Annotated in this window: 20 protein-coding genes and 1 pseudogene; 19 read left to right on the forward strand and 2 right to left on the reverse strand. The window is 69.3% G+C overall.

The features are described 5' to 3' along the window. The 7 genes and pseudogenes from ACFY2X_RS04995 (at position 1) to ACFY2X_RS05025 (ending at position 6907) form a co-directional block, all read left to right on the forward strand. A complete protein-coding gene (locus ACFY2X_RS04995) occupies positions 1-864 on the forward strand; it encodes a hypothetical protein (RefSeq protein ID WP_389932413.1) in 864 nt (287 codons plus the stop codon). After that, positions 864-2504 carry a murein biosynthesis integral membrane protein MurJ gene (murJ, locus tag ACFY2X_RS05000; RefSeq protein ID WP_389932415.1) on the forward strand — a complete coding sequence of 547 codons (1641 nt, stop codon included), beginning with the start codon at positions 864-866 and terminating at the stop codon, positions 2502-2504. Before ACFY2X_RS04995 ends, murJ begins: the two co-directional genes overlap by 1 nt. Before the next feature lie 2 nt (positions 2505-2506). Next, positions 2507-3601, forward strand: a pseudogene (locus ACFY2X_RS05005) (glycosyltransferase family 4 protein); the annotation flags it as partial. A gap of 232 nt (positions 3602-3833) precedes the next feature. Continuing rightward, positions 3834-4826, forward strand: a complete 993-nt coding sequence (locus tag ACFY2X_RS05010) for a TerC family protein (RefSeq protein ID WP_389932418.1) — start codon at positions 3834-3836, stop codon at positions 4824-4826. 128 nt (positions 4827-4954) lie between these two features. Beyond that, positions 4955-5602: a phosphatidylserine decarboxylase gene (locus tag ACFY2X_RS05015; protein ID WP_389932421.1), complete on the forward strand. Its 648-nt coding sequence runs from the start codon at positions 4955-4957 to the stop codon at positions 5600-5602. Then, positions 5589-6419 (forward strand): CDP-diacylglycerol--serine O-phosphatidyltransferase, encoded by an 831-nt coding sequence (gene pssA, locus ACFY2X_RS05020; RefSeq protein ID WP_389932424.1) that lies wholly within the window; start codon positions 5589-5591, stop codon positions 6417-6419. The genes ACFY2X_RS05015 and pssA overlap by 14 nt, the downstream gene beginning before the upstream one ends. 203 nt (positions 6420-6622) lie before the next feature. Then, positions 6623-6907 (forward strand): hypothetical protein, encoded by a 285-nt coding sequence (locus ACFY2X_RS05025; protein WP_389932427.1) that lies wholly within the window; start codon positions 6623-6625, stop codon positions 6905-6907. 29 nt (positions 6908-6936) lie between these two features. Here ACFY2X_RS05025 and ACFY2X_RS05030 read toward each other — a convergent pair whose 3' ends face one another. Next, entirely contained in the window at positions 6937-7578 is a 642-nt protein-coding gene (locus ACFY2X_RS05030) for an MBL fold metallo-hydrolase (protein ID WP_389932430.1), read from the reverse strand. After that, positions 7575-8381 carry a maleylpyruvate isomerase family mycothiol-dependent enzyme gene (locus ACFY2X_RS05035; RefSeq protein ID WP_389932433.1) on the reverse strand — a complete coding sequence of 269 codons (807 nt, stop codon included), beginning with the start codon at positions 8379-8381 and terminating at the stop codon, positions 7575-7577. Before ACFY2X_RS05035 ends, ACFY2X_RS05030 begins: the two co-directional genes overlap by 4 nt. 218 nt (positions 8382-8599) lie before the next feature. Here ACFY2X_RS05035 and uvrA point away from each other — a divergent pair, with 218 nt between their 5' ends. The 12 genes from uvrA to ACFY2X_RS05095 all read left to right on the forward strand — a co-directional run bounded on the left by uvrA (position 8600) and on the right by ACFY2X_RS05095 (position 21782). Beyond that, on the forward strand, positions 8600-11440 hold the full coding sequence (gene uvrA / locus ACFY2X_RS05040; RefSeq protein WP_389932435.1) for an excinuclease ABC subunit UvrA: 2841 nt from the start codon (positions 8600-8602) through the stop codon (positions 11438-11440). 109 nt (positions 11441-11549) lie between these two features. After that, a complete protein-coding gene (locus tag ACFY2X_RS05045) occupies positions 11550-11951 on the forward strand; it encodes a Rieske (2Fe-2S) protein (protein WP_389932438.1) in 402 nt (133 codons plus the stop codon). Positions 11952-12086: 135 nt separating this feature from the next. Then, positions 12087-12545, forward strand: a complete 459-nt coding sequence (locus ACFY2X_RS05050; RefSeq protein WP_389932441.1) for a Rieske (2Fe-2S) protein — start codon at positions 12087-12089, stop codon at positions 12543-12545. A 172-nt stretch (positions 12546-12717) separates the two neighbouring features. Then, positions 12718-14688: an excinuclease ABC subunit UvrC gene (gene uvrC / locus ACFY2X_RS05055; RefSeq protein WP_389933669.1), complete on the forward strand. Its 1971-nt coding sequence runs from the start codon at positions 12718-12720 to the stop codon at positions 14686-14688. Then, the gene (gene rapZ / locus ACFY2X_RS05060) at positions 14685-15557 is read left to right on the forward strand and encodes an RNase adapter RapZ (protein ID WP_389932443.1); all 873 of its coding nucleotides are present in this window, start codon (positions 14685-14687) and stop codon (positions 15555-15557) included. Before uvrC ends, rapZ begins: the two co-directional genes overlap by 4 nt. Further along, positions 15554-16489 carry a uridine diphosphate-N-acetylglucosamine-binding protein YvcK gene (gene yvcK / locus ACFY2X_RS05065; protein WP_389932445.1) on the forward strand — a complete coding sequence of 312 codons (936 nt, stop codon included), beginning with the start codon at positions 15554-15556 and terminating at the stop codon, positions 16487-16489. The genes rapZ and yvcK overlap by 4 nt, the downstream gene beginning before the upstream one ends. A gap of 92 nt (positions 16490-16581) precedes the next feature. Next, positions 16582-17562, forward strand: a complete 981-nt coding sequence (gene whiA, locus ACFY2X_RS05070; RefSeq protein WP_389932448.1) for a DNA-binding protein WhiA — start codon at positions 16582-16584, stop codon at positions 17560-17562. Between the two features lie 342 nt (positions 17563-17904). Next, positions 17905-18909 (forward strand): type I glyceraldehyde-3-phosphate dehydrogenase, encoded by a 1005-nt coding sequence (gene gap, locus ACFY2X_RS05075; RefSeq protein WP_389932452.1) that lies wholly within the window; start codon positions 17905-17907, stop codon positions 18907-18909. After that, positions 18909-20096: a phosphoglycerate kinase gene (locus ACFY2X_RS05080; protein WP_389932455.1), complete on the forward strand. Its 1188-nt coding sequence runs from the start codon at positions 18909-18911 to the stop codon at positions 20094-20096. The genes gap and ACFY2X_RS05080 overlap by 1 nt, the downstream gene beginning before the upstream one ends. A gap of 106 nt (positions 20097-20202) precedes the next feature. After that, positions 20203-20988 carry a triose-phosphate isomerase gene (gene tpiA / locus ACFY2X_RS05085; RefSeq protein ID WP_389932457.1) on the forward strand — a complete coding sequence of 262 codons (786 nt, stop codon included), beginning with the start codon at positions 20203-20205 and terminating at the stop codon, positions 20986-20988. A gap of 134 nt (positions 20989-21122) precedes the next feature. Beyond that, a complete protein-coding gene (gene secG, locus ACFY2X_RS05090; protein WP_389932460.1) occupies positions 21123-21353 on the forward strand; it encodes a preprotein translocase subunit SecG in 231 nt (76 codons plus the stop codon). Between the two features lie 81 nt (positions 21354-21434). After that, a complete protein-coding gene (locus ACFY2X_RS05095) occupies positions 21435-21782 on the forward strand; it encodes an RNA polymerase-binding protein RbpA (protein WP_012892502.1) in 348 nt (115 codons plus the stop codon). The last annotated feature ends 30 nt before the right edge of the window (positions 21783-21812 follow it).

Genomic DNA, 21812 nt, shown 5'->3' on the forward strand with positions numbered 1-21812 from the left:
ATGGCTCGTCGCGCTTTTCTCGGTGCCCTGGCCGGTGCTCTTCTCGGCGCGGCGGCCGCTCGTGCCGCCTATGCGGCCTTCACCCGCCGACCGCCGGTCGGCGACCTGGAGACCTGGAACCGGACCAACCATCGGGACGAACCGATCACCCTGCTTGAGGGCCCGGCCTTCGTCGCGGGTGCCGGTGCGGCCGCCGCCGTGGTCCCGGGCCTGCCCGCCAAGATCCGCGCGGCCGTCCTGCTGGCCGTGGCCGGCAGCGGTGGCCTCGGCGCCTATGACGACCTGTACGGTGCCACGTCCTCCAAGGGGTTCCGGGGACACCTGAGCGCCCTGTCCAAGGGCGAGGTGACCAGCGGTGCCGTGAAGATCCTCGGCATCGGCGTGACGGGCCTGGCCGCGGCCGTGCTGACCTCCCGCGGCCCCGTCGACATCGCGGTCAACGGCGCACTGGTGGCCGGTAGCGCCAACCTGGCCAACCTGTTCGACCTGCGCCCCGGCCGCGCCATCAAGGTCGGCCTGCTCACCGGCGCGCCTCTGCTCGCCGCGGCGCTCCGCAGGAACGCCCCGGCGTCGGCGACCCTGGCCGCGCTGCCGATCGGCGCCGCCGCCGCGCTCCTGCCCGAGGACCTCGGAGAGCGGGCGATGCTGGGAGACGCGGGGGCGAACGCGCTGGGCGCGCTGCTCGGCCTGGCCGCGGCCGTCACTCTGGGCCGCCCCGGCCGCCTTGCCGTGCTCGGCACCGTGGTCGCGCTGACCGCGGCCTCGGAGAAGATCAGTTTCACCAGGGTCATCGCCGGTAACCCCGTGCTCAACCGCATCGACATGTTCGGCCGTCGTCCCGTGGAGCAGGCGCCCGCCAGCTGATGATCAAAAAGATCGGGCAGGGGGTCGCCGGGGCGGCGCTCCTCATCGGAGTCGTGACCGTGGCGGCCCGGATTGTTGGATTTGGCCGTTATCTCGTTCAGTCGGAAACCGTCGGCAACTCCTGTCTCGGCAATGCCTACAACACCGCCAACTACGTGCCCAACATCGTTTTCGAGCTGGTGGCCGGCGGCGCCCTGGCCGGGATGGTGGTGCCGGTGCTGGCCTCGGCCGCGTCCCGGGCCGAGGAGGATCCCCGGGCCAGGGCGGAGGCGGGCCGGATCACGTCGGCACTGCTCACCTGGGTGATGCTGGTCCTGGTGCCGCTGACGCTGCTCATCGCGGGGTTCGCCGGGCCGATCGTCACGCTGCTGGTCGGGCGGGTCAAGGACTGTGACGTCTCCCAGGTCGTCGAGGTGGGCACGAGCATGCTCGTCGTGTTCGCCCCCCGGATGATCTTCTTCGGGCTCGCGGTGGTCCTGTACGGCGTGCTCCAGGCCCACCGGCGGTTCATGGGGCCCGCCCTGGCGCCGTTGGTCTCCAGCCTCCTCATCGTCGCCTCCTATCTGGTGTTCGAGCCGCTCGCCGGTGAAGCCGCCGACGAGCTGTCGGAGCTCACGACGGCGGGGCAGCTGGCGCTCTCCCTCGGCGCGACGATCGCCGCGGCGGCGATGGTGCTCACCGTGATCGTCCCGGTGGCCCGGCTCGGGCTGCGGCTGCGGCCCACGTTGTCCTTTCCTCCCGGGGTCGCGGCCCGCGCGAGGGGGCTGGCGACCGCGGGCCTCGCCGTGCTCGTCGCCCAGCAGATCACGCTGACCGTCGTGGTCTTCCTGACCAACGAACTGGGCGGGGCGGGGGGGCCGAGCGTCTACACCTACGCCTGGGCGCTGTACCAGCTTCCCTTCGCCGTGCTCGTGGTGCCGATCGCCACGAGCTCCTTCCCGGTGCTGTCCACCCGCGCCGCCGACGGGGACCTGGCCGGCTTCGACAGCCTGGCCTCCTCCACCACGCGGATGATCCTGCTGGTGACGGGCCTGGCGGCAGGGGTGATGGCGGCGGTCGCCATGCCGGTGTCCCGGGTGTTCCTGGAGGGCACCGCCGGGGGGAACCCCCCGGAGATGGCGGTGGCCGTCGCGCTGTTCGCGCCGGGCCTGGTCGGGTACGCGCTGATGCTCCATCTTGCGCGGGTCCTGTACGCCTGCGGCCGGGGCCGGTCGGCAGCGGCCGCCTCGGTGGCCGGGTGGGGGGTCGCGCTGACGGCTCAGATCCTGCTGGCCCATGCCGCCGCCCGTCCGGTGGACGTGGTGGGACAGCTGGCGCTGGGCAGCACCGCCGGCATGACCGTGGGCGGGGTGCTGCTGGCGCTCGGGGTGCTCAGAGCCAGGGGCGCGGCGGCGATGGGGGGGACGTGGCGTGCCCTGCTCGCCACCGTGCTCGGCGGGATCGCCGCCTACGGGGCGGGCCTGGCCGTCGTCACGGCCTTCGGCGACGTGTCGAGAGCGATGTGCGTGGTGGTCGGACTGGGAGCCGCGGCGGCCGGCGCGGTGGTGTTCGCGGCCGTGGCCGCGGTGATCGACAGGCCGGACGCCCAGATGCTGCTGGGACGGCTCAGACGAGTGCCCGCTTCGGAGGGGGACCATTAGCGATGACTGACTCGGGATCACGGGTGGCGTTCGTCCTGGGGACCAGCGCGGGCGGGGTCGGACGGCATGTGGCCATGCTGGCCGGAGGTCTGGTGCGCCGGGGCCACCGGGTGGTCGTGGCGGGGCCGCCGGCCACCGGGGAGAAGTTCGCGTTCAGCCGGTTGGGGGCGCGGTTCGTGCCCGTGCCGATCTCGGACCGGCCTCATCCGCTCAACGACCTCCGGGCGGTGCGGGAGCTGCGGGCGTTGCGCGGGGCGCATGCCGTACACGCTCACGGGCTGCGGGCCGGTGCGCTGGCCGCGCTCGCCCTGACCGGAACCCGCACCCCCCTGGTGGTGACCCTTCACAACGCCGCCACCGCGGGTGGTGCGATCGGCGCCGTCTACGGCGTTCTCGAACGGATCGTCGCCCGTCGCGCCGATCTGGTCCTGGTGGTCTCTCCCGACCTGGGGGAGCGGATGGCCGGGCTGGGGGCCAGGCACGTCGAGGCGGCCGTCGTCCCGGCGCCTGCCCTGGTCTCGTCCGGGCGTGAGCCGGAGGAGACCCGGGCGGAGCTCGGCGTGGGTGACCGTCCCGCCTTCCTGACCGTCGCCAGGCTCGCCCAGCAGAAGGGTCTGGAGACCCTGCTCGACGTCGCGGGCGCCTTCGCCGCCGGTACGGCTTCCGCGCGGACACCGGTGTTCCTGGTCGCGGGGGACGGGCCGTTGCGGGGGGAGTTGCAGGAGCGGATCGACCGGGAGGATCTGCCGGTGCGGTTGCTGGGAGACCGCGGCGACATCGCGGACCTCCTGGAGGTGGCGAGGGCGTTGCTGGTGCCGAGCCGCTGGGAGGGGCAGCCGCTCAACGTGCAGGAGGCGTTGCGGGCGGGGACACCGGTCATCGCCACCGCCGTGGGCGGCATCCCGGCGATGGTGGGCGAGGCGGGGCTGCTCGTGCCGTACGGGGACGTCGCCGCGATGCGCGACGCGGTCGGGAGGATGCTGGCCGACGACGATCTCGTGGAGGTCATGACCGGGGCGGCCGTCCGGCGGGGCCGGGAACTGCCGGGGCAGGAAGAGGCTCTGGAGGCCGTGCTGACGGCTTACGCCGCCGTCTCCGCCGGATGAAAAGCCGGGAACATCGGGCTGCGCTTGATTGTTGGATTAGGCGCCATCAAGACCCACACCTATACTTGCGTGGGTAGGGGGGGAGTATCCCTTCGCGGCAGTCTCGTCATCACGGTGTCGCCTCGCTCCACGAGGCCCCCGGGGCTGTCGGTCCGCGGAAGGTTCGAGCGGGCGGGAGAGACCTCCGGCAGTCAGTCGTGCGCGCCGCCGGAGGTTTTCAGCTGTGACTATTCCTGTGTGGGCATGGATCGCCGTCATCGGCGGTCTCCTCGTGGTCCTCGCATTCGATCTCTGGATCGTCGATCGGGGGGAGCCCCGGGAATTCTCCATGAAGCAGGCCGGCATCTGGGTCGGCTTCTACGTCACGCTCGCGGTGATCTTCGGTGTCCTGTTGTGGGTCTTCGCGGGACCGACCTCGTCCGGCCAGTTCTTCGCCGGTTATCTCACCGAATACAGCCTGAGCGTCGACAACCTCTTCGTCTTCTACGTCATCATGACCCGCTTCGCGGTTCCGAAGATCTACCAGCACAAGGTGCTGCTCGTCGGCATCGTGATGGCTCTGGTCATGCGAGGCATGTTCATCGCCCTCGGCGCCGCCGCGCTGTCGCGCTTCAGCTGGCTGTTCTACGTCTTCGGGGTGTTCCTGATCTACACCGCGGTGCAGCTGGTCCGCCAGCACGGTCAGGACGAGGACGACTTCAACGAGAACGCGGTCCTGCGCTGGGCTCGCCGGGCACTGCCGCACACCGACGACTACGTGGGTTCCAAGGTCATCGTCAAGGTCGACGGCAAGCGCATGGTCACCCCGATGCTGATCGTGATGGTCGCCATCGGCACCACCGACCTGCTGTTCGCGCTCGACTCGATTCCCGCGATCTTCGGTCTCACCACCGACGCCTTCATCGTCTTCACCGCCAACGCGTTCGCCCTGATGGGCCTGCGCCAGCTCTACTTCCTGCTGGGCGGTCTGCTGCAGCGCCTGGTCTACCTCAGCTATGGTCTTGCGTTCATCCTCGGTTTCATCGGGGTTAAGCTGATTCTCGAGGCGCTGCACGCCAGCGGCGTTTCCTGGGCACCCGAGGTGCCGATCTGGCTGTCGCTGTCGGTCATCGGCGTCACCATGGTGATCACCACCGTGGTCAGCCTGGTCAAACTTCGGCGTGACGGCCGTGAAGGCAAGGAAGTCACCACCTCCGCCGGTGCCAAGCAGGGCTAGCGGATTGGCGGTTGAGGCTGTTTGCTTGTCTCGTTCCGCCATATAAGGGCTGAGAGATAGGTAGCATCCTGCCTCAGGGTAGGTAGACATACCGGTCTAATGCCGCAAGACATCACAAAAGGTTCCCTGTGTCCCACGATTCAGCAAGCCATCAGTCCGGCCGGATACGGCTGGCACGTGGCGTCTCCCCGTGGTTACTCCCGACTGTGGCCGCCGCCGCCGCGACCTCGCTGCTCAGCCGCCGTGACCGGCGCTGGGCACTGGCGGCGGTCCCGCTGACCGCGCTCACCGGCGGCATGCTGTGGTTCTTCCGCGATCCTGAGCGCGTGCCGGGTCCCGCACGGATCCTGTCTCCCGCGGACGGCGTGGTGCAGAGCATCGACCCGTGGCCGGACGGCCGCACGAGGGTGGCCATCTTCATGAGCCCGCTCAACGTGCACGTCAACCGCGCGCCGCTGGCCGGTACGGTCACCTCCGTGGAGCACGTGGCCGGAGGGTTCCTGCCCGCCTTCAACAAGGACAGCGACAAGAACGAACGGGTCGTGTGGCACCTGGACACCGCGCTCGGCGACATCGAGCTGGTCCAGATCGCCGGCGCGGTCGCGCGGCGCATCGTTCCCTACCTGGCGGCGGGCGCGAAGGTGGACAGGGCGGAGCGGATCGGCCTCATCCGGTTCGGCTCCCGGGTCGATGTCTATCTGCCCGAGGGAATCGCTCCCGCCGTGTCGGTCGGCCAGAAGACCGTCGCGGGGGTGACGGCTCTTGACCACGGCTGACGCCAGCTGGCCGATGGACGAGACGGACGACGAGCCCCAGGGGCCCGTCGGCAAGGCGTTTCGGCTCTCGGCGGCTGACTCCCTCTCGCTCGGCAACGCGCTGTGCGGCTTCCTGGCCGTCTGTGTGATCGCCTGGTCGGCCATCCGCGCGCTCCAGGAGAGCAAGCCCTTCGTGGCCGATCCCCGGTTCTTCGGCACCGCCGTGGTGCTGTTGCTGATCGGCGCCACCTGCGACCTGTTCGACGGCCTGGTGGCGCGCAAGTTCCGCGCCTCGGCCATGGGTGCGGAGCTGGACAATCTCGCCGACGTGATCAGCTTCGGCTTCGCCCCCGCCTTCATGGTGGTCATGTGGGCCGGCTTCACCCCGCAGGTCCCGTTCCCGCTCGTGATGGTCGCCGCGGCGTCGGTGCTGCTGGCCGGAGTCATCCGGCTCGCCCGTTTCGCCTGTGTGAAGACCAAGAGCGGTGACTTCATGGGTCTGCCCATCCCGATGGGCGCCATGACCGTGGTCGCGATCGTCCTGCTGCTCCCACCGTCGAAGCTGGCGATGCTGCCGATCTTCGGCGTGGCCTACCTCATGGTGAGCCGGATCGAGTACCCCAAGCCCAAGGGCAACCTGGCGGCCGCCGTGCTCGCCTGGATGATGATCAACGTCGCCTGCCTGACGATCTGGGCCGCGGGCCTGGCCGGTGGCGACACGCTGATCAAGGTCGGCGCGGCCATGCAGGTGGCGATGGTGTCCGCCATCCCGCTGCGCATCCTGATGTTCAAGCGGGAAAAGCGCAAGGAGCGCAGAGAGGCCGAGCGCGTCGGCTGACAGATCACGGTCCTCGGCGCGGACGGCCTGCGCCGATGTCCGTCCGGTTCACGCCGTGGACGCGCGTGAGGACGTCACCCGCCGGAGTTCGCCGGCGGGTGCGTCGTTCCGGCACCGCCGTCGCGCGACGTGGGAGCCGGCTTTCCCCGCCGGTGAAGGGGATCGGCTTACCCGGCGGACAAACCCGGCTAGTCTCGCTAGACATGATGGCAGCTGAGCCACGCGAGCACACTCGCACCTACTTCCTCGGAAAGCTCGCCCGGGAGCTGGAACTCAGGGGAATGAGCGTGACGCTCAGGCAGAGCCCGCCGTCGCTGCGGGTGAACGATCCCGATGCGGCGCTGTTCAACGAGACCGTCGACTGCGTGCCGCTGCCCGCGGGCTGGTTCTACCGGTGGTCGTGGGGCGATGTGGTCGGGCGGGTGGAGGATCTGTCGGCGGTGGCCGACCGGATCGTCCGGGTTCTCGGGAGCCGGTCGGACGGCTGACGCTCCGGGCGCCAGCCGTACCGGAGGGGCTACCAGCCGCGCTCGCGCCACTCGGGCAGGGACGGGCGCTCGGCGCCCAGCGTGGTGTCCTTGCCGTGCCCGGGGTAGACCCAGGTCTCGTCGGGCAGCCGATCGAAGATCCGCTCCGACACGTCCGTGAAGAGCTGGGTGAACCGCTCCGGGTCCTTGTTGGTGTTGCCCACGCCCCCGGGGAAGAGCGAGTCGCCGGTGAACAGGTGGCCGGGGTAGTGCAGGGCGATCGAGCCCGGAGTGTGCCCCCGAAGGTGGATCACCTCCAGGGTGACCACACCGACCGTCACCCCGTCGCCGTGCTCGACCGTCAGGTCCACCGGAACGGGCAGCGCCGCCGCGTCGAGCGGGTGGGCGATCACCGTCGCGCCCGTCGCCTTGGCGACCCGCTCCAGAGCCTGCCAGTGGTCGCCGTGCTGGTGGGTGGTGACGATCTTGCTGATCGGCCGGTCGCCGACGAGCGCCAGCAGCCGGTCGGCGTCGGCGGCGGCGTCGATGAGCAGGCCGTCGCCGGTCTCGTTGCACCGGATCAGGTAGGCGTTGTTGTCGAACGGGCCGACGGCCAGCTTGGAGATCGTCAGGGCGGGCAGTTCGCGCACGTCGGCGGGGCCGCCGACGCGCACGTCACCTGTGTAGGTCATGGATACTCCTCCGGGGGAGCGGCGGGAAGGTGCGAGGGCGCGAGCCTGGTCAACCACGGCGGCGGAGCGGGCAGCGGCCCGGCCGCGGCGGGCCGGTTGCCCGCGGCCCCCTCCGGCATCACCCTAAGGCCCGCTCCGGGTGAGCGACCGGTCAGCCACCCCAGCAGGCTCCAGGCGTCGCCCTGCACCACCGGCCCCGATCCGAGTCCGGACCAGACCTGGTGATGCTTGTCACCGTCTTTGACCTCCTCCACGATGATCTCGCTGACCGTGCTGAGGTCGTGCGGCCACGCCACCATCGTGTCGTGCAGGTCCCTGCGGACGAACGCCTCCGGCCAGTCGGCGCACTCGTAACCCGCGCCCAGGTCCACGTGGTGCACCTCGACCTCGCGAAGCCGGCGGACCAGCGTGTACCAGGCCGGGTGGCCGGGCGGGCGCATGCCGCCGACCATCGTCGTCCATCTCTCGGCGGGCACCGCGCGGATCGCCTCGGCCAGCCGCGCCGCGCTGTCTTCCAGGTCGGCCAGCTGCTCCTTCGCTGGCCGTGCGGCTCCCGCCTCGATCCCCGCGTCACGCGCCTCCTGGCTGGGATACTGGGGGGTCTCGACACCGGTCCTGGCCCAGTTCGCCAGGTTGACGAGGCTGTCGGCGTTGCGGGCGACGTGGGCGAGGACATGTCCCCGGGTCCAGCCGGGCAGCCTGGAGGGGGCGGCGACGTCGGCGTCGGACAGCCCGGCGACGGTGGCGAGGAGATGATTGGTGGAGGCGGCCAGCTCCGCCTGGAATGTGTCTATGACGTTCATCTCTACTCCATCGCTCAAGTGGCGATCAGGTCAGGGCATAAACGATCGTGTTCACGCAGTTGAAACGTCAAGCGCCCTGTTGGGCTCGCGGGAAGGCCGTACCCTGGAGAGGGCGGGGAAACCCTGGGCCCCGGACGTTGCTCCGCAAAATTGTCGGACCCCGTCGCTAGTCTTCCCGCGACCGCTTCTTAACCCTCTACATCGACGTCGGGACTGCTGTGGCTGACCGCCTCATCGTGCGTGGCGCACGTGAACACAACCTCAAGGACGTCTCGCTGGACCTTCCGCGAGACTCTCTGATCGTCTTCACTGGACTGTCCGGTTCGGGCAAGTCCAGCCTGGCCTTCGACACCATCTTCGCCGAGGGCCAGCGTCGCTATGTCGAGTCGCTGTCGGCGTACGCCCGCCAGTTCCTCGGGCAGATGGACAAACCCGACGTCGACTTCATCGAGGGGCTCTCGCCCGCGGTGTCGATCGACCAGAAGTCGACGAGCCGCAACCCGCGTTCGACGGTCGGCACGATCACCGAGGTCTACGACTACCTGCGACTGCTCTGGGCGCGCATCGGCAAGCCGCACTGTCCGAAGTGCGGGCGCACGATCGCCAGGCAGAGCCCCGAGCAGATCGTCGACCGGGTGATGGAGCTTCCCGAGGGCACCCGCTTCCAGGTGCTCGCCCCGGTGATCCGCGGCCGCAAGGGCGAATACGTCGACCTCTTCAGCCAGCTCCAGGCCAAGGGCTTCGCCCGGGCCCGCGTCGACGGCACGGTGGTCCGGCTGGACGAGCCGCCGGTGCTGAAGAAGCAGGAGAAGCACGACATCGAGGTGATCGTCGACCGGCTCGCGGTGAAGGAGAGCGCCCGCAGCCGTCTGACCGGCTCCGTGGAGACCGCCCTGCAGCTGTCGGGCGGCACGATCACGCTGGAGTTCGTCGACCTCCCCGACGACGACCCGAACCGCGAGCGCTTCTACTCCGAGCACCTCTACTGCCCTTACGACGATCTTTCGTTCGAGGAGCTGGAGCCCCGGTCGTTCTCCTTCAACTCGCCCTTCGGCGCCTGCCCGGAATGCACGGGCCTGGGGGTGCGGATGGAGGTCGACCCCGAGCTGATCGTCCCCGATCCGGAGAAGACCCTGGGCGACGGCGCGATCTCCCCCTGGGCGGGCGGCCACACCAGCGACTACTTCGTCCGCCTCATCGAGGCGCTCGGCCTGGCGATGGGGTTCGGTCTCGACACCCCGTGGGAGAGGCTGCCCAAGAAGGTCCAGAACGCGCTGCTGCGAGGCTACGACGAGCAGGTCCACGTCCGCTACAGCAACCGCTACGGCCGCCAGCGCTCCTACTACACCACCTTCGAGGGGGCCATCTCCTGGGTGCAGCGCCGTCATGCCGAGTCCGAGAGCGACGGCATGAGGGAGAAATACGAAGGCTACATGCGGGAGATCCCGTGCCCGGCCTGCAAGGGGGCCAGGCTCAAGCCGGTCTCGCTGGCGGTCACGGTGGACGACCGCTCGATCGCCGACGTCTCGGCGATGTCGATCGGTGAGTGCGCCGCGTTCCTGGCCGGTCTGAAGCTGTCCGACCGGGACATGCACATCGCCGAGCGGGTGGTCAAGGAGATCAACGCCCGGATGGGCTTCCTGCTGGACGTGGGCCTGGACTATCTGACCATGGACCGGGCCTCCGGCACTCTCGCCGGTGGCGAGGCCCAGCGCATCCGGCTGGCCACCCAGATCGGTTCCGGCCTGGTCGGCGTGCTCTACGTGCTCGACGAGCCGTCCATCGGCCTGCACCAGCGCGACAACCAGCGACTGCTGGAGACCCTGCTCAGGCTGCGTGACATGGGCAACACGCTCATCGTGGTCGAGCACGACGAAGACACCATCGCCGCCGCCGACTGGGTGGTGGACATCGGCCCCGGCGCGGGCGAGCACGGTGGTCAGGTCGTCGTCTCCGGCACGGTGGCGGACCTGCTGGCCTCAGAGGACTCGATGACCGGCGCCTATCTGTCCGGCCGCAAGACCATCACCATCCCCGCCAAGCGCCGCAAGCGCGACAGGAAGCGGCAGATCACGGTGAAGGGCGCCCGCGAGCACAACCTCAAGGGCGTGGACGTGGAGTTCCCCCTCGGGGTGTTCACCGCGGTCACCGGCGTCTCGGGGTCGGGCAAGTCCACACTGGTCAACGACATCCTCTACAACGCCCTGGCCAAGGAGCTGAACGGCGCGCGCACCGTTCCCGGCCGCCACGCGCGGGTCAACGGGATGGACCTCGTCGACAAGGTCGTCCATGTGGACCAGTCGCCGATCGGCCGCACCCCCCGCTCCAACCCGGCGACCTACACCGGTGTCTTCGACAAGGTGCGCGACCTGTTCGCGCAGACCACCGAGGCCAAGATCCGTGGCTACCAGAAGGGCCGGTTCAGCTTCAACGTCAAGGGCGGCCGCTGCGAGGCCTGCTCGGGCGACGGCACCATCAAGATCGAAATGAACTTCCTGCCGGACGTCTACGTGCCGTGTGAGGTCTGTCACGGGGCGCGATACAACCGGGAGACCCTGGAGGTCCACTACAAGGGCAAGACGATCTCCGAGGTGCTCGACATGCCGATCGAGGAGGCCCTGGCCTTCTTCGACGCGATCCCGTCGATCAAGCGCTACCTCAAGACGCTGAACGACGTCGGCCTGGGTTACGTCCGGCTCGGCCAGCCCGCCACGACCCTGTCCGGCGGGGAGGCGCAGCGCGTCAAGCTCGCCTCCGAGCTGCAGCGCCGCTCCACCGGCCGGACGATCTACGTGCTGGACGAGCCGACCACCGGCCTGCACTTCGAAGACATCCGGCGGCTGCTGGCCGTGCTCGGCAAGCTCGTGGACGGCGGTAACACGGTCATCGTCATCGAGCACAACCTGGACGTGATCAAGACCGCCGACTGGGTGATCGACATGGGGCCCGAGGGCGGTTCCCGGGGTGGCACCGTGGTCGCCACCGGAACGCCCGAAGACGTCGCCCTCGTCGACGCCAGCCACACCGGTCGTTTCCTGCGCAAGATCCTCGGCACCTGAGGCCGGATGCGGGACCGGGCTTCCCCGTCAATACCCTTGACGCGGGAAGCCCGGCTTTGATGGGAAAATCGGGGGAAGGGCCGTAATGAGCAGCAGTGAAGATTCCGTCATGCCCACACGCAGGCACGTGATCGGCGCCACGGCGGCCGTGGCGTGCGGGGCGGCACTCACCGGATGCGCCGCCGGAGAGCCGGGTCCGGCCATCGTTCCGCCGGGCGTCAAGGGAAAGGTGATCGCGCAGACCGCCGACATACCGGTGGGCGGTGGCCTGGTCATCGACAAGTGGAAGATCTTGATCACCCAGCCCGCCGCCGGGGTGTTCAAGGCGTTCACCGCGAGCTGCCCGCATCGGGGCTGCGCGGTCGGACGGGTCGCCAACGGGATCATCCGCTGTCCCTGCCACGGCAGCGAGTTCGCCGCCGACTCGGGCAAGTGGCTCAAGGGCCCGGCGGGCGCCCCCCTGGCGGAGTTCGCCCTGAAGGTCGACGGCAGCGGCATCGTCATGGTTTGAGGTCTTGCTCCGGCTCGAGGGCGAAGACCCGTTGAGGGCGTAATTCTTCATACTCTCCTGATGCGGGGTAGGGCATGCTGAACCGTCAACGGGGCGCCAGCCGTACCGGAAGATAAAGGCCTTGGAAGGATGACCATGACAGATACGACACGTCGCGCGGTGATGCTCGGTGCGGGTGGTGCCGGCATGGCGGCGGTGCTGACCGCGTGCGCGGGTTACGGCGAGTCGGCGACCGGCGCGGCCGTGACCGACGCGCCCGCGGCCTCGTCCGCGCCGCAGAAGGGCTCGGACTCGGCGGGGTCGGAGGCGAAGGGCCTGGCCAAGACCAGTGACATCCCCGAGGGGGGAGGCAAGGTCTTCAAGGACGAGAAGGTCGTGGTGACCCAGCCGAAGGCCGGGGAGTTCAAGGTTTTCACCTCCGTCTGCACCCACCAGGGATGCGACGTGGCGAGTGTCTCGGGTGGCACGATCAACTGCCCCTGCCACGGCAGCAAGTTCAGCATCGCCGACGGCTCCGTCGCCAACGGCCCGGCCACCAAGCCGCTCGCCGAGAAGCCGTTCAAGATCGAAGGCGACTCCATCAGCCTCGGCTGAGCACGGCACGCGGCACCGGCGCCGGGCGATCCGCCCGGCGCCGTCGCCGTTCCCGGGGCCCACGACGCAGGACCTGGCGGTTGCGGGGTCGGGCGGTTGCGGGGTCGGACAGGGGTTCCGGGGAAGAGATCCTGTCGGTGGGGGCCGATAGGCTTCCGGTGTGGCGAGATCTGTGGGTGGTCCGGCGAGTTTCCGGCCGAAGCCGGGGTCGATTCCCGAGTCTCCGGGTGTCTACCGGTTCAAGGATGCCGAGGGCCGGGTCATCTATGTGGGCAAGGCCAAGAACCTGCGACAGCGGCTGAACTCCTACTTCGCCGACTTCGCGGGGCTGCATCCGCGCACCCAGACCATGCTCACCACCGCCGTCGACGTGCACTGGACGGTCGTCGGCACCGAGGTCGAGGCGCTCCAGCTCGAATACTCCTGGATCAAGGAGTATGACCCCCGGTTCAACGTCAAATACCGCGACGACAAGTCCTATCCCTACCTCGCGGTCACGATGGGGGAGGAGTTCCCCCGGGTCCAGGTGCTGCGCGGGGCCAAGCGCAAGGGCACCCGATACTTCGGGCCCTACTCCCACGCGTGGGCGATCAGGGAGACGGTCGACCTCCTGCTGCGGGTGTTCCCGATCAGGAGCTGCTCGGCGGGGGTGTTCAAGCGCGCCGGGCAGATCGGGCGGCCCTGCCTGCTGGGCTACATCGACAAGTGCTCCGCGCCCTGCGTCGCCCGGGTCACCGCCGAGGAGCACCGGGCGCTGGCCGACGACTTCTGCGACTTCATGGCGGGCAACACCGGCCGGTTCATGAAGCGGCTGGAGCGCGAGATGCGCCAGGCGGCCGCCGAGCAGGAATACGAGAAGGCCGCCCGGCTGCGCGACGACATCCAGGCGCTGCAGCGGGCCATGGAGAAGCAGGCTGTGGTGCTGGGAGAAGGCACCGACTGCGATGTGGTCGCGCTGGCGGAAGACCCGCTGGAGGCGGCCGTCCAGGTGTTCTACGTCCGGGGCGGCCGCATCAGGGGCCAGCGTGGCTGGGTGGTCGACAAGGTCGAGGAGGTCGGCCCCGGCGAGCTGGTCGAGCAGTTCCTGCTGCAGATGTACGGCGACGCGACTTCCGAGGCGCTGCCCAGGGAGGTGCTGGTGCCCGCTCTTCCGTCCGACGCCGAGGCGGTCACCGAGCTGCTCAGCGAGCACCGCAAGGCCCGGGTGGAGATCCGCGTTCCGCAACGCGGTGACAAGAAGGCGCTGCTGGAGACCGTCGAGCGCAATGCCGTGGAGGCCCTGAAGCAGCACAAGCTCAAGCGGGCCAGCGACCTGACCACGCGGAGCAGGGCGCTGCAGGAGGTCGCCGACGCGCTCGACCTCGACCAGGCGCCGCTGCGCATCGAGTGCTATGACGTCTCCCACACCCAGGGCACCAACGTGGTGGCCTCCATGGTGGTGTTCGAAGACGGCCTGGTCCGCAAGAGCGAATACCGCAGGTTCTCCGTCCGCTCCACCGAAGGCGACGTCGCCTCGATATACGAGGTGATCTCGCGCCGGTTCAAGCGCTATCTGGAGGAGCGCTCGACCACGGGGGAGCTCGACGTCGAGGCCGGTGCCGATCCGGAGACAGGTGCCCCTCCGGGCATCGACGGCGTCGACCTGGAGACGGGCGCCGCTCCCGGCATCGACCCGGAGACCGGCCGGCCCCGCAAATTCGCCTACCCTCCCAATCTGGTCGTCGTGGACGGCGGCCCGGCCCAGGCCGCGGCCGCCCAGCGCGCGCTGGACGAGCTGGGCGTGGACGACGTGGCGGTCTGCGGCCTGGCCAAGAGGCTGGAGGAGGTCTGGCTTCCGGGCCAGGACCTGCCGGTGATCCTTCCCCGGTCGAGCGAGGCGCTCTACCTCCTCCAGCGCGTGCGTGACGAGGCCCATCGTTTCGCCATCACCTACCATCGTTCCAAGCGGTCGAAGAGCGTGAAGGAAAGCGCCCTGGACGAGGTTCCCGGGCTCGGTCCGGCCCGCAGGCAAGCCTTGATCAAACATTTCGGCTCGGTTAACCGGCTGCGGGAGGCAACCGCGGCCCAGATCTGCGAGGTTCCCGGGATCGGCCCAGCAACGGCCGAGACGATCGTTTCGGCGTTGAAGGGGGAGAACCCATGAGTGAGAGAGAGCCCGCGTTCGTCATCGTCACCGGCATGTCGGGGGCGGGACGGAGCACCGCCGCCAAGGCCCTTGAGGATCTTGGCTGGTTCGTCATCGACAACCTGCCACCGGGGTTGCTGTTCGCCATGGCGGAGGAGGCCGGGCGGGTCAAGCTGGCCGCCGACAAGGTGGCGGCGGTGGTCGATGTGCGCAGCCTTGCCTTCACCACCGACCTCAACGCCGCGATCGAGGAGCTGGAGGGGCGCGGCGTCGCCGTGCGAGTGGTGTTCCTGGAGGCCAGTGACGAGGAGCTGGTCCGCAGGTTCGAGAACGTCCGCCGTCCGCACCCGCTCCAGGGAGACGGCCGGCTGGTCGACGGGATCGCCCGTGAGCGCGGCATCCTGCGTGAGGTCCGGGCGAACGCCGACCTGGTCATCGACACCTCCAACCTCAACGTCCACGAGCTCCGCGGCAAGATCGTCGCCTTCTTCGGCGGTGAGGACCGGCCGGGCCTGCGGGTCAACGTGGTCTCCTTCGGCTACAAGTACGGCCTGCCCGTCGACGCCGACCTGGTCGTCGACTGCCGGTTCCTGCCCAATCCCCACTGGGTGCCGGAGCTTCGCCCGATGAACGGGCTCGACGCCTCCGTCAGGGAGTACGTTCTCAACCAGGCGGGTGCGAAGGAGCTCCTCGACGCCTACGAGGAGGTGGTCGGCATCATCGCGGCCGGTTACACCCGCGAGGGCAAGAGCTACGCCACGCTCGCGGTCGGCTGCACCGGCGGTAAGCACCGCAGTGTCGCCATGGCCGAGCAGATCGGCAGTCGGCTGCGAGATCGGGGCGGCATGGATGTGCAGGTGAGCCATCGGGATGTGGGTCGGGAGTGATTGAAGGTCTCAAGGTCGTCGCACTGGGCGGAGGGCACGGGCTGTACGCGTCCCTGTCGGCGCTGCGCAGGGTCACCCCCGAGTTGACGGCGGTGGTCACCGTGGCCGACGACGGAGGGTCGAGCGGACGGCTCCGCCGCGAGCTGGGCGTCCTCCCCCCGGGGGATCTGCGGATGGCTCTTGCCGCGCTGTGCGGTGACGACGAATGGGGGCGGACCTGGAGCGAGGTCGTCCAGCACCGTTTCCGGAGCGAGGGCGACCTGCACGGGCACGCGCTCGGCAATCTGCTGATCGTGGCGCTGTGGGAGAGGCTCGGTGACACGGTCGCCGGGCTCGACTGGGTCGGGAGGCTGCTCGGCGCGCACGGGAGGGTGCTCCCGATGTCCTCGGTGCCGCTCGACATCGTCGCCGAGGTGGAGCTGGACAGCCAGGTGAGCACCGTGCGCGGCCAGGTGGCCTGCGCGCTCACCCCCGGCCGGGTCCGGGCCATCTCGCTGGTTCCCCACGACCCGCCGGCCTGCCCCGAGGCGGTGCAGGCCGTGCTGGACGCCGACTGGGTGGTCTTCGGTCCCGGGTCGTGGTTCACCAGCGTGCTGCCCCATCTCAAGGTGCCCGAGCTGGCCGACGCCCTGCACGCCACCGAGGCGCGCCGCCTGGTCGCGCTCAACCTCGCTCCCCAGCCGGGGGAGACCGACGGATTCTCTCCCCAGAAGCATCTGGAGGTGCTGCGGCGGCACGCGCCCGCCCTGGAGATCGACGTGGTGCTCGCCGACACCGGGGTGAGCGAGGACCGGGAGGAGCTGGAGAAGGCCGCGGCCGGGCTCGGCGGGCGGCTCGTCCTGGCCGACGTGGCGGACTCGGACGGCTCGCCGAGGCACGATGCGCAACGTCTTGCCTCCGTCCTGGACGAGATTTTCCGTGAGAAGCGTTGATCCTGGTCAGCGCCGCCCAGGAGTGCGAGAAACTTCTGTGAGCCTGTTTATCTCGGGCCGCACGGAGTCTGTATGGGGGAGGACGAACGCACATGGCGATGACAGGTGTGGTGAAGGACGAGCTGAGCCGGCTGCCGGTCCTGAAGCCTTGCTGCCGTAAGGCCGAGGTGTCGACGCTCCTCCGGTTCGCGAGCGGGTTGCATCTGGTCGGCGGGCGGATCGTCATCGAGGCGGAGCTGGACACCAACGTCACGGCCAGACGGCTCATCAAAGACATCGGGGAGGTGTTCGGGCACAAGGCGGAGGTGCTCGTCCTGGCTCCCGCGGGGTTACGCAAGGGGGCGCGTTACGTGGTGCGGGTCTACCGCGACGGAGAGGCGCTGGCCCGCCAGACCGGGCTGATCGACAACCACGGCCGCCCGGTTCGCGGCCTGCCGCGCCAGGTCGTCGCGGGAGCGACCTGCGACGCCGAGGCCGCCTGGCGAGGCGCGTTCCTGGCTCACGGGTCGCTCACCGAGCCTGGCCGCTCCATGTCGCTGGAGGTCACCTGCCCGGGACCGGAGGCGGCGCTCGCACTGGTCGGGTCCGCCCGCCGGCTGAAGATCCATGCCAAGGCCCGTGAGGTCCGCGGCGTCGACCGGGTCGTGGTCCGCGACGGTGATGCGATCAGCGCCCTCCTGACCCGGCTGGGTGCCCACGACAGCGTGCTGGCCTGGGAGGAGAGGCGGATGCGCCGGGAGGTCCGGGCCACGGCCAACCGCCTGGCCAACTTCGACGACGCCAACCTGCGGCGCTCGGCTCGCGCGGCGGTCGCCGCCGGCGCCCGGGTCCAGCGTGCCCTGGAGATCCTCGGGGAGGAGGCCCCCGAGCACCTGGTGATCGCCGGCCGTCTCCGGGTGGAGCACAAGCAGGCCTCCCTGGAGGAGCTCGGGCAGCTCGCCGATCCGCCGCTGACCAAGGACGCCATCGCCGGGCGCATCCGCCGCCTGCTCGCCATGGCCGACAAGAGGGCCCAGGACATCGGCATTCCCAACACCGAGGCGAACCTCACGGTGGACATGCTGGCGCCGTAGGCGAGCCCTCCGACACGACAGACGCGACAGGGCCGGTTCCCGCTTCGGGATCCGGCTCTCTTTCCCCCACGACTCCTCGTACGGCGCGCGGCCCCCTCCGTGGCCCGCCGGTTTGCCGATGTCACAGCGGGTTCCTAGGTGACTATCGGTATTTACAGTGATAAGTCGGGCACTTCACTTGAATGGTGCGATACCTATTCATGGGGCAGGGAAGGACATGCCTACCCCCACCATTGGTCTAAACCAATTTGGGTCCTATAAGGTTCGTGGTTGAGGTTTCAGCCCGCTCAAGTCGCCGGTCCGGAAGAGGCCGGCGCACCGACGTACGAGGAGATCGGCACCGTGACCATCCGAGTAGGCGTCAACGGATTCGGCCGCATCGGCCGCAACTTCTGGCGTGCGGTCGCTGCCAGCGGCAAGGACATCGAGATCGTTGCGGTCAACGACCTGACCGACAACGCCACTCTTGCCCACCTGCTCAAGTACGACAGCATTCTCGGCCGCCTGCCGTACGAGGTGAAGAGCACCGCGGACGAGATCGTCGTGGACGGCAAGTCGATCAAGGCCTTCGCCGAGCGCGACCCCGCCAAGCTGCCCTGGGGCGACCTCGGGGTGGACGTCGTGGTGGAGTCCACGGGCCTGTTCACCGACGCCAACAAGGCCCGGGTGCACGCCGAGAACGGCGCCAAGAAGGTCATCATCTCGGCCCCGGCCAAGAACGAGGACGTCACCATCGTGATGGGCGTCAACCACGACAAGTACGACCCGGCCAACCACACGATCATCTCCAACGCGTCGTGCACCACCAACTGCCTGGCCCCGATGGCCAAGGTCATCAATGACACCTTCGGCATCGAGAAGGGTCTGATGACCACCATCCACGCCTACACGCAGGACCAGAACCTGCAAGACGGCCCGCACAGCGACCTGCGCCGCGCCCGCGCCGCCGCGCTGAACATCGTGCCCACCTCCACCGGCGCCGCCAAGGCCATCGGCCTGGTGCTGCCCGAGCTCAAGGGCAGGCTCGACGGCTTCGCGCTGCGCGTGCCGATCCCCACGGGCTCGGCCACCGACCTGACCGTCGAGGTCGGTCGCGAGACCACCGTCGAGGAGGTCAACGCCGCGCTCAAGGCCGCCGCCGAGGGCGAGCTCAAGGGCTTCCTGAGCTACACCGAGGACCCCATCGTCTCCGCCGACATCGTCACCGACCCGTCGTCGTGCATCTTCGACGCCGGCCTGACCAAGGTGATCGGCAACCAGGTGAAGGTCATCGGCTGGTACGACAACGAGTGGGGTTACTCCAACCGTCTGGTCGACCTCGTCGAGCTGGTCGGCGCCGGCCTCTGATGAAGGATCTGTCTGAGTTCGACGTCCAGGGTCGGCGCGTCCTCGTGCGCGCCGACCTCAACGTCCCCCTCGATGGCGACGTCATCACCGACGACGGCCGCATCCGGGCCTCGGTGCCGACCATCAAGGAGCTGGCGGACAAGGGCGCGCGTGTGATCGTCTGCGCCCACCTGGGACGCCCGAAGGGCGAGCCGAACCCGAAATACTCGCTGGCCCCCGTGGCCAGGCGGCTCAGTGAGCTCCTGGGCGCCGAGGTCGTCTTCGCGACCGACGTGGTCGGACAGGCGGCCCAGGGCGTCGTGGAGGGCCTCCAGGACGGCCAGGTGGCCCTGCTGGAGAACCTGCGCTTCGAGCCCGGCGAGGAGTCCAAGGACGACGCCGAGCGCGCCGCGTTCGCCGGGAAGCTGGCCGCCTTCGCCGAGATCTACGTCGGCGACGGCTTCGGCGCCGTGCACCGCAAGCACGCCAGCGTCTACGACGTGCCGCTGCTGCTGCCGCACGCGGCCGGCAAGCTGGTCCTGGCCGAGGTCGAGGTGCTCAGGAAACTGACCGAAGCCCCCGCCAGGCCGTACGCCGTGGTGCTCGGCGGCGCCAAGGTCTCCGACAAGCTCGGCGTCATCGGCAACCTGCTCACCAAGGTCGACCGGCTGCTCATCGGCGGCGGCATGGCCTACACCTTCCTGGCGGCCCAGGGCTACGAGGTGGGCCGGTCGCTGCTCCAGCGGGACCAGCTCGACCAGGTGCGCCAGTTCCTCGACGAGGCGGCCAAGCGTGGCGTGGAGCTCGTCCTGCCGGTCGACGTGCTGGCGGCCACGGACTTCGCCGAGGACGCCGAGTACGAGGTGGTCGACGCCACCGCGATCCCGGCCGACCGGCAGGGGCTCGACATCGGCCCGCGCAGCCGCGAGCTGTTCGCGGGCAAGCTGGCCGATGCCGAGACCGTGTTCTGGAACGGCCCGATGGGCGTCTTCGAGTTCGAGGCGTTCTCCGGCGGAACTCGGGCGGTCGCCGAGGCGTTGATCCGGTCGGAGGCCTTCACCGTCGTCGGTGGCGGTGACTCGGCCGCGGCCGTGCGCCGGCTCGGCCTCCCCGAGGACGGGTTCTCGCACATCTCCACCGGAGGTGGCGCCAGCCTCGAATATCTGGAAGGCAAGACCCTGCCGGGGCTTGTCGCGCTGGAGGCGTAGGAATGGATCGACGCTGTGGGCACGGCGTTGTCCGGGTGCGCCTGTGGCACGACGGCCCGCGAGGAACGAGCGAGCCGCGAAGCGAGCGAGGAGCGACGAGCGACAGATGAGCACACCGCGCAAGCCACTCATCGCCGGTAACTGGAAGATGAACCTCAACCACCTTGAGGCCATCGCCCACACCCAGAAGCTGGCGTTCGCGCTGAACGACCGCGACTTCAACAAGGTCGAGGTGGCGGTCCTGCCGCCGTTCACCGATCTGCGCAGCGTGCAGACCCTGGTGGACGGCGACAAGCTGCGGATCGTGTACGGCGGGCAGGACCTGTCGCAGCACGACAACGGTGCCTACACCGGGGACGTCTCCGGGGCGATGCTCGCCAAGCTCGGCTGCACCTTCGTCGTGATCGGGCACTCCGAGAGGCGGCAGTACCACCACGAGGACGACGACCTGGTCAACGCCAAGGTGCAGGCGGCCTACCGGCACTCGCTCACGCCGATCCTGTGCGTGGGGGAGGGCCTGGCGGTGCGTCAGGCCGGCGACCACGTGGCCCACAGCGTCTCGCAGCTCGACGGGGCGCTCCGTAAGGTCACCGCCGAGCAGGCCGCGTCCATTGTGCTGGCCTACGAGCCGGTCTGGGCGATCGGCACCGGCGAGGTGGCGACTCCGGACGACGCGCAGGAGGTCTGCGCGGCACTGCGTGCCCGACTCGCCGAGCTGTATGACGGCCAGGTGGCCGCCGCTGTCCGTATCCTTTACGGAGGCTCGGTCAAGTCTGACAACATCGCCGGCATCATGGCCCAGCCCGATGTGGACGGTGCCCTGGTCGGAGGCGCCAGCCTCGATCCGGGGGAGTTCGTCAAGCTTTGCCGGTTTGGTGAAATGTCCGGCTGACTGGGCCGTTCGGAGGGTACGACTTGACACGAGGTCGTACCCTCTTAGAGCAAGTTTGAATCGTCACGCCATAGGCGTCATACAAGGGTCGCGCCCGGACGCGGGCCGCGCGTAAATAGGGAAACAGGTCAACGGTGATAATCGGAATCTCCATCGCCCTCATCCTGGCGAGCTTGCTGATGGTCCTGCTCGTCCTGCTCCACAAGGGCAAGGGCGGCGGTCTGTCGGATCTGTTCGGCGGCGGTTTCTCGTCGTCGTTCGGAGGCTCCTCGGTGGTGGAGCGCAACCTTGACCGGCTCACCATCATCACCGGTGTGGTCTGGTTCATCTGCATCATCGCGCTGGGTTTGCTGCTCAAGCCCTGACCCGGCTTCCGCCAAGCGTGACAGTGGTTCAGCCCCCCGCATTCAACCCGAGCGGTGGGCCATCGAGCGAGGAGTTCATCCGTGGGTAGTGGGAACGCGATCCGTGGCAGCCGTGTCGGCGCCGGGCCGATGGGGGAGGCCGAGCGTGGCGAGGCGGCTCCCCGTGTAAGGGTCCCGTTCTGGTGCGCGAACATGCACGAGACGCGCCCCAGCTTCGCCAGCGACGCGGCCGTTCCTGAGTTCTGGGACTGCCCTCGGTGCGGCCTCCCGGCCGGTCAGGACGAAGCCAACCCCCCCGCGCCGCCGCGTAACGAGCCTTACAAGACGCACCTCGCCTATGTGAAGGAGCGTCGCAGCGACAAGGACGGCGCCCAGATCCTGGCCGAGGCCCTGGAGCGCCTGCGCTCCTCCTCGCGCCCGATCTACTAGGAAGTCTCCCCCGTAGCCCGTCCACCGAGC

Origin of the sequence: Streptosporangium sp. NPDC000396 (assembly GCF_042898655.1) — a bacterium.
Lineage (GTDB): Bacteria > Actinomycetota > Actinomycetes > Streptosporangiales > Streptosporangiaceae > Streptosporangium.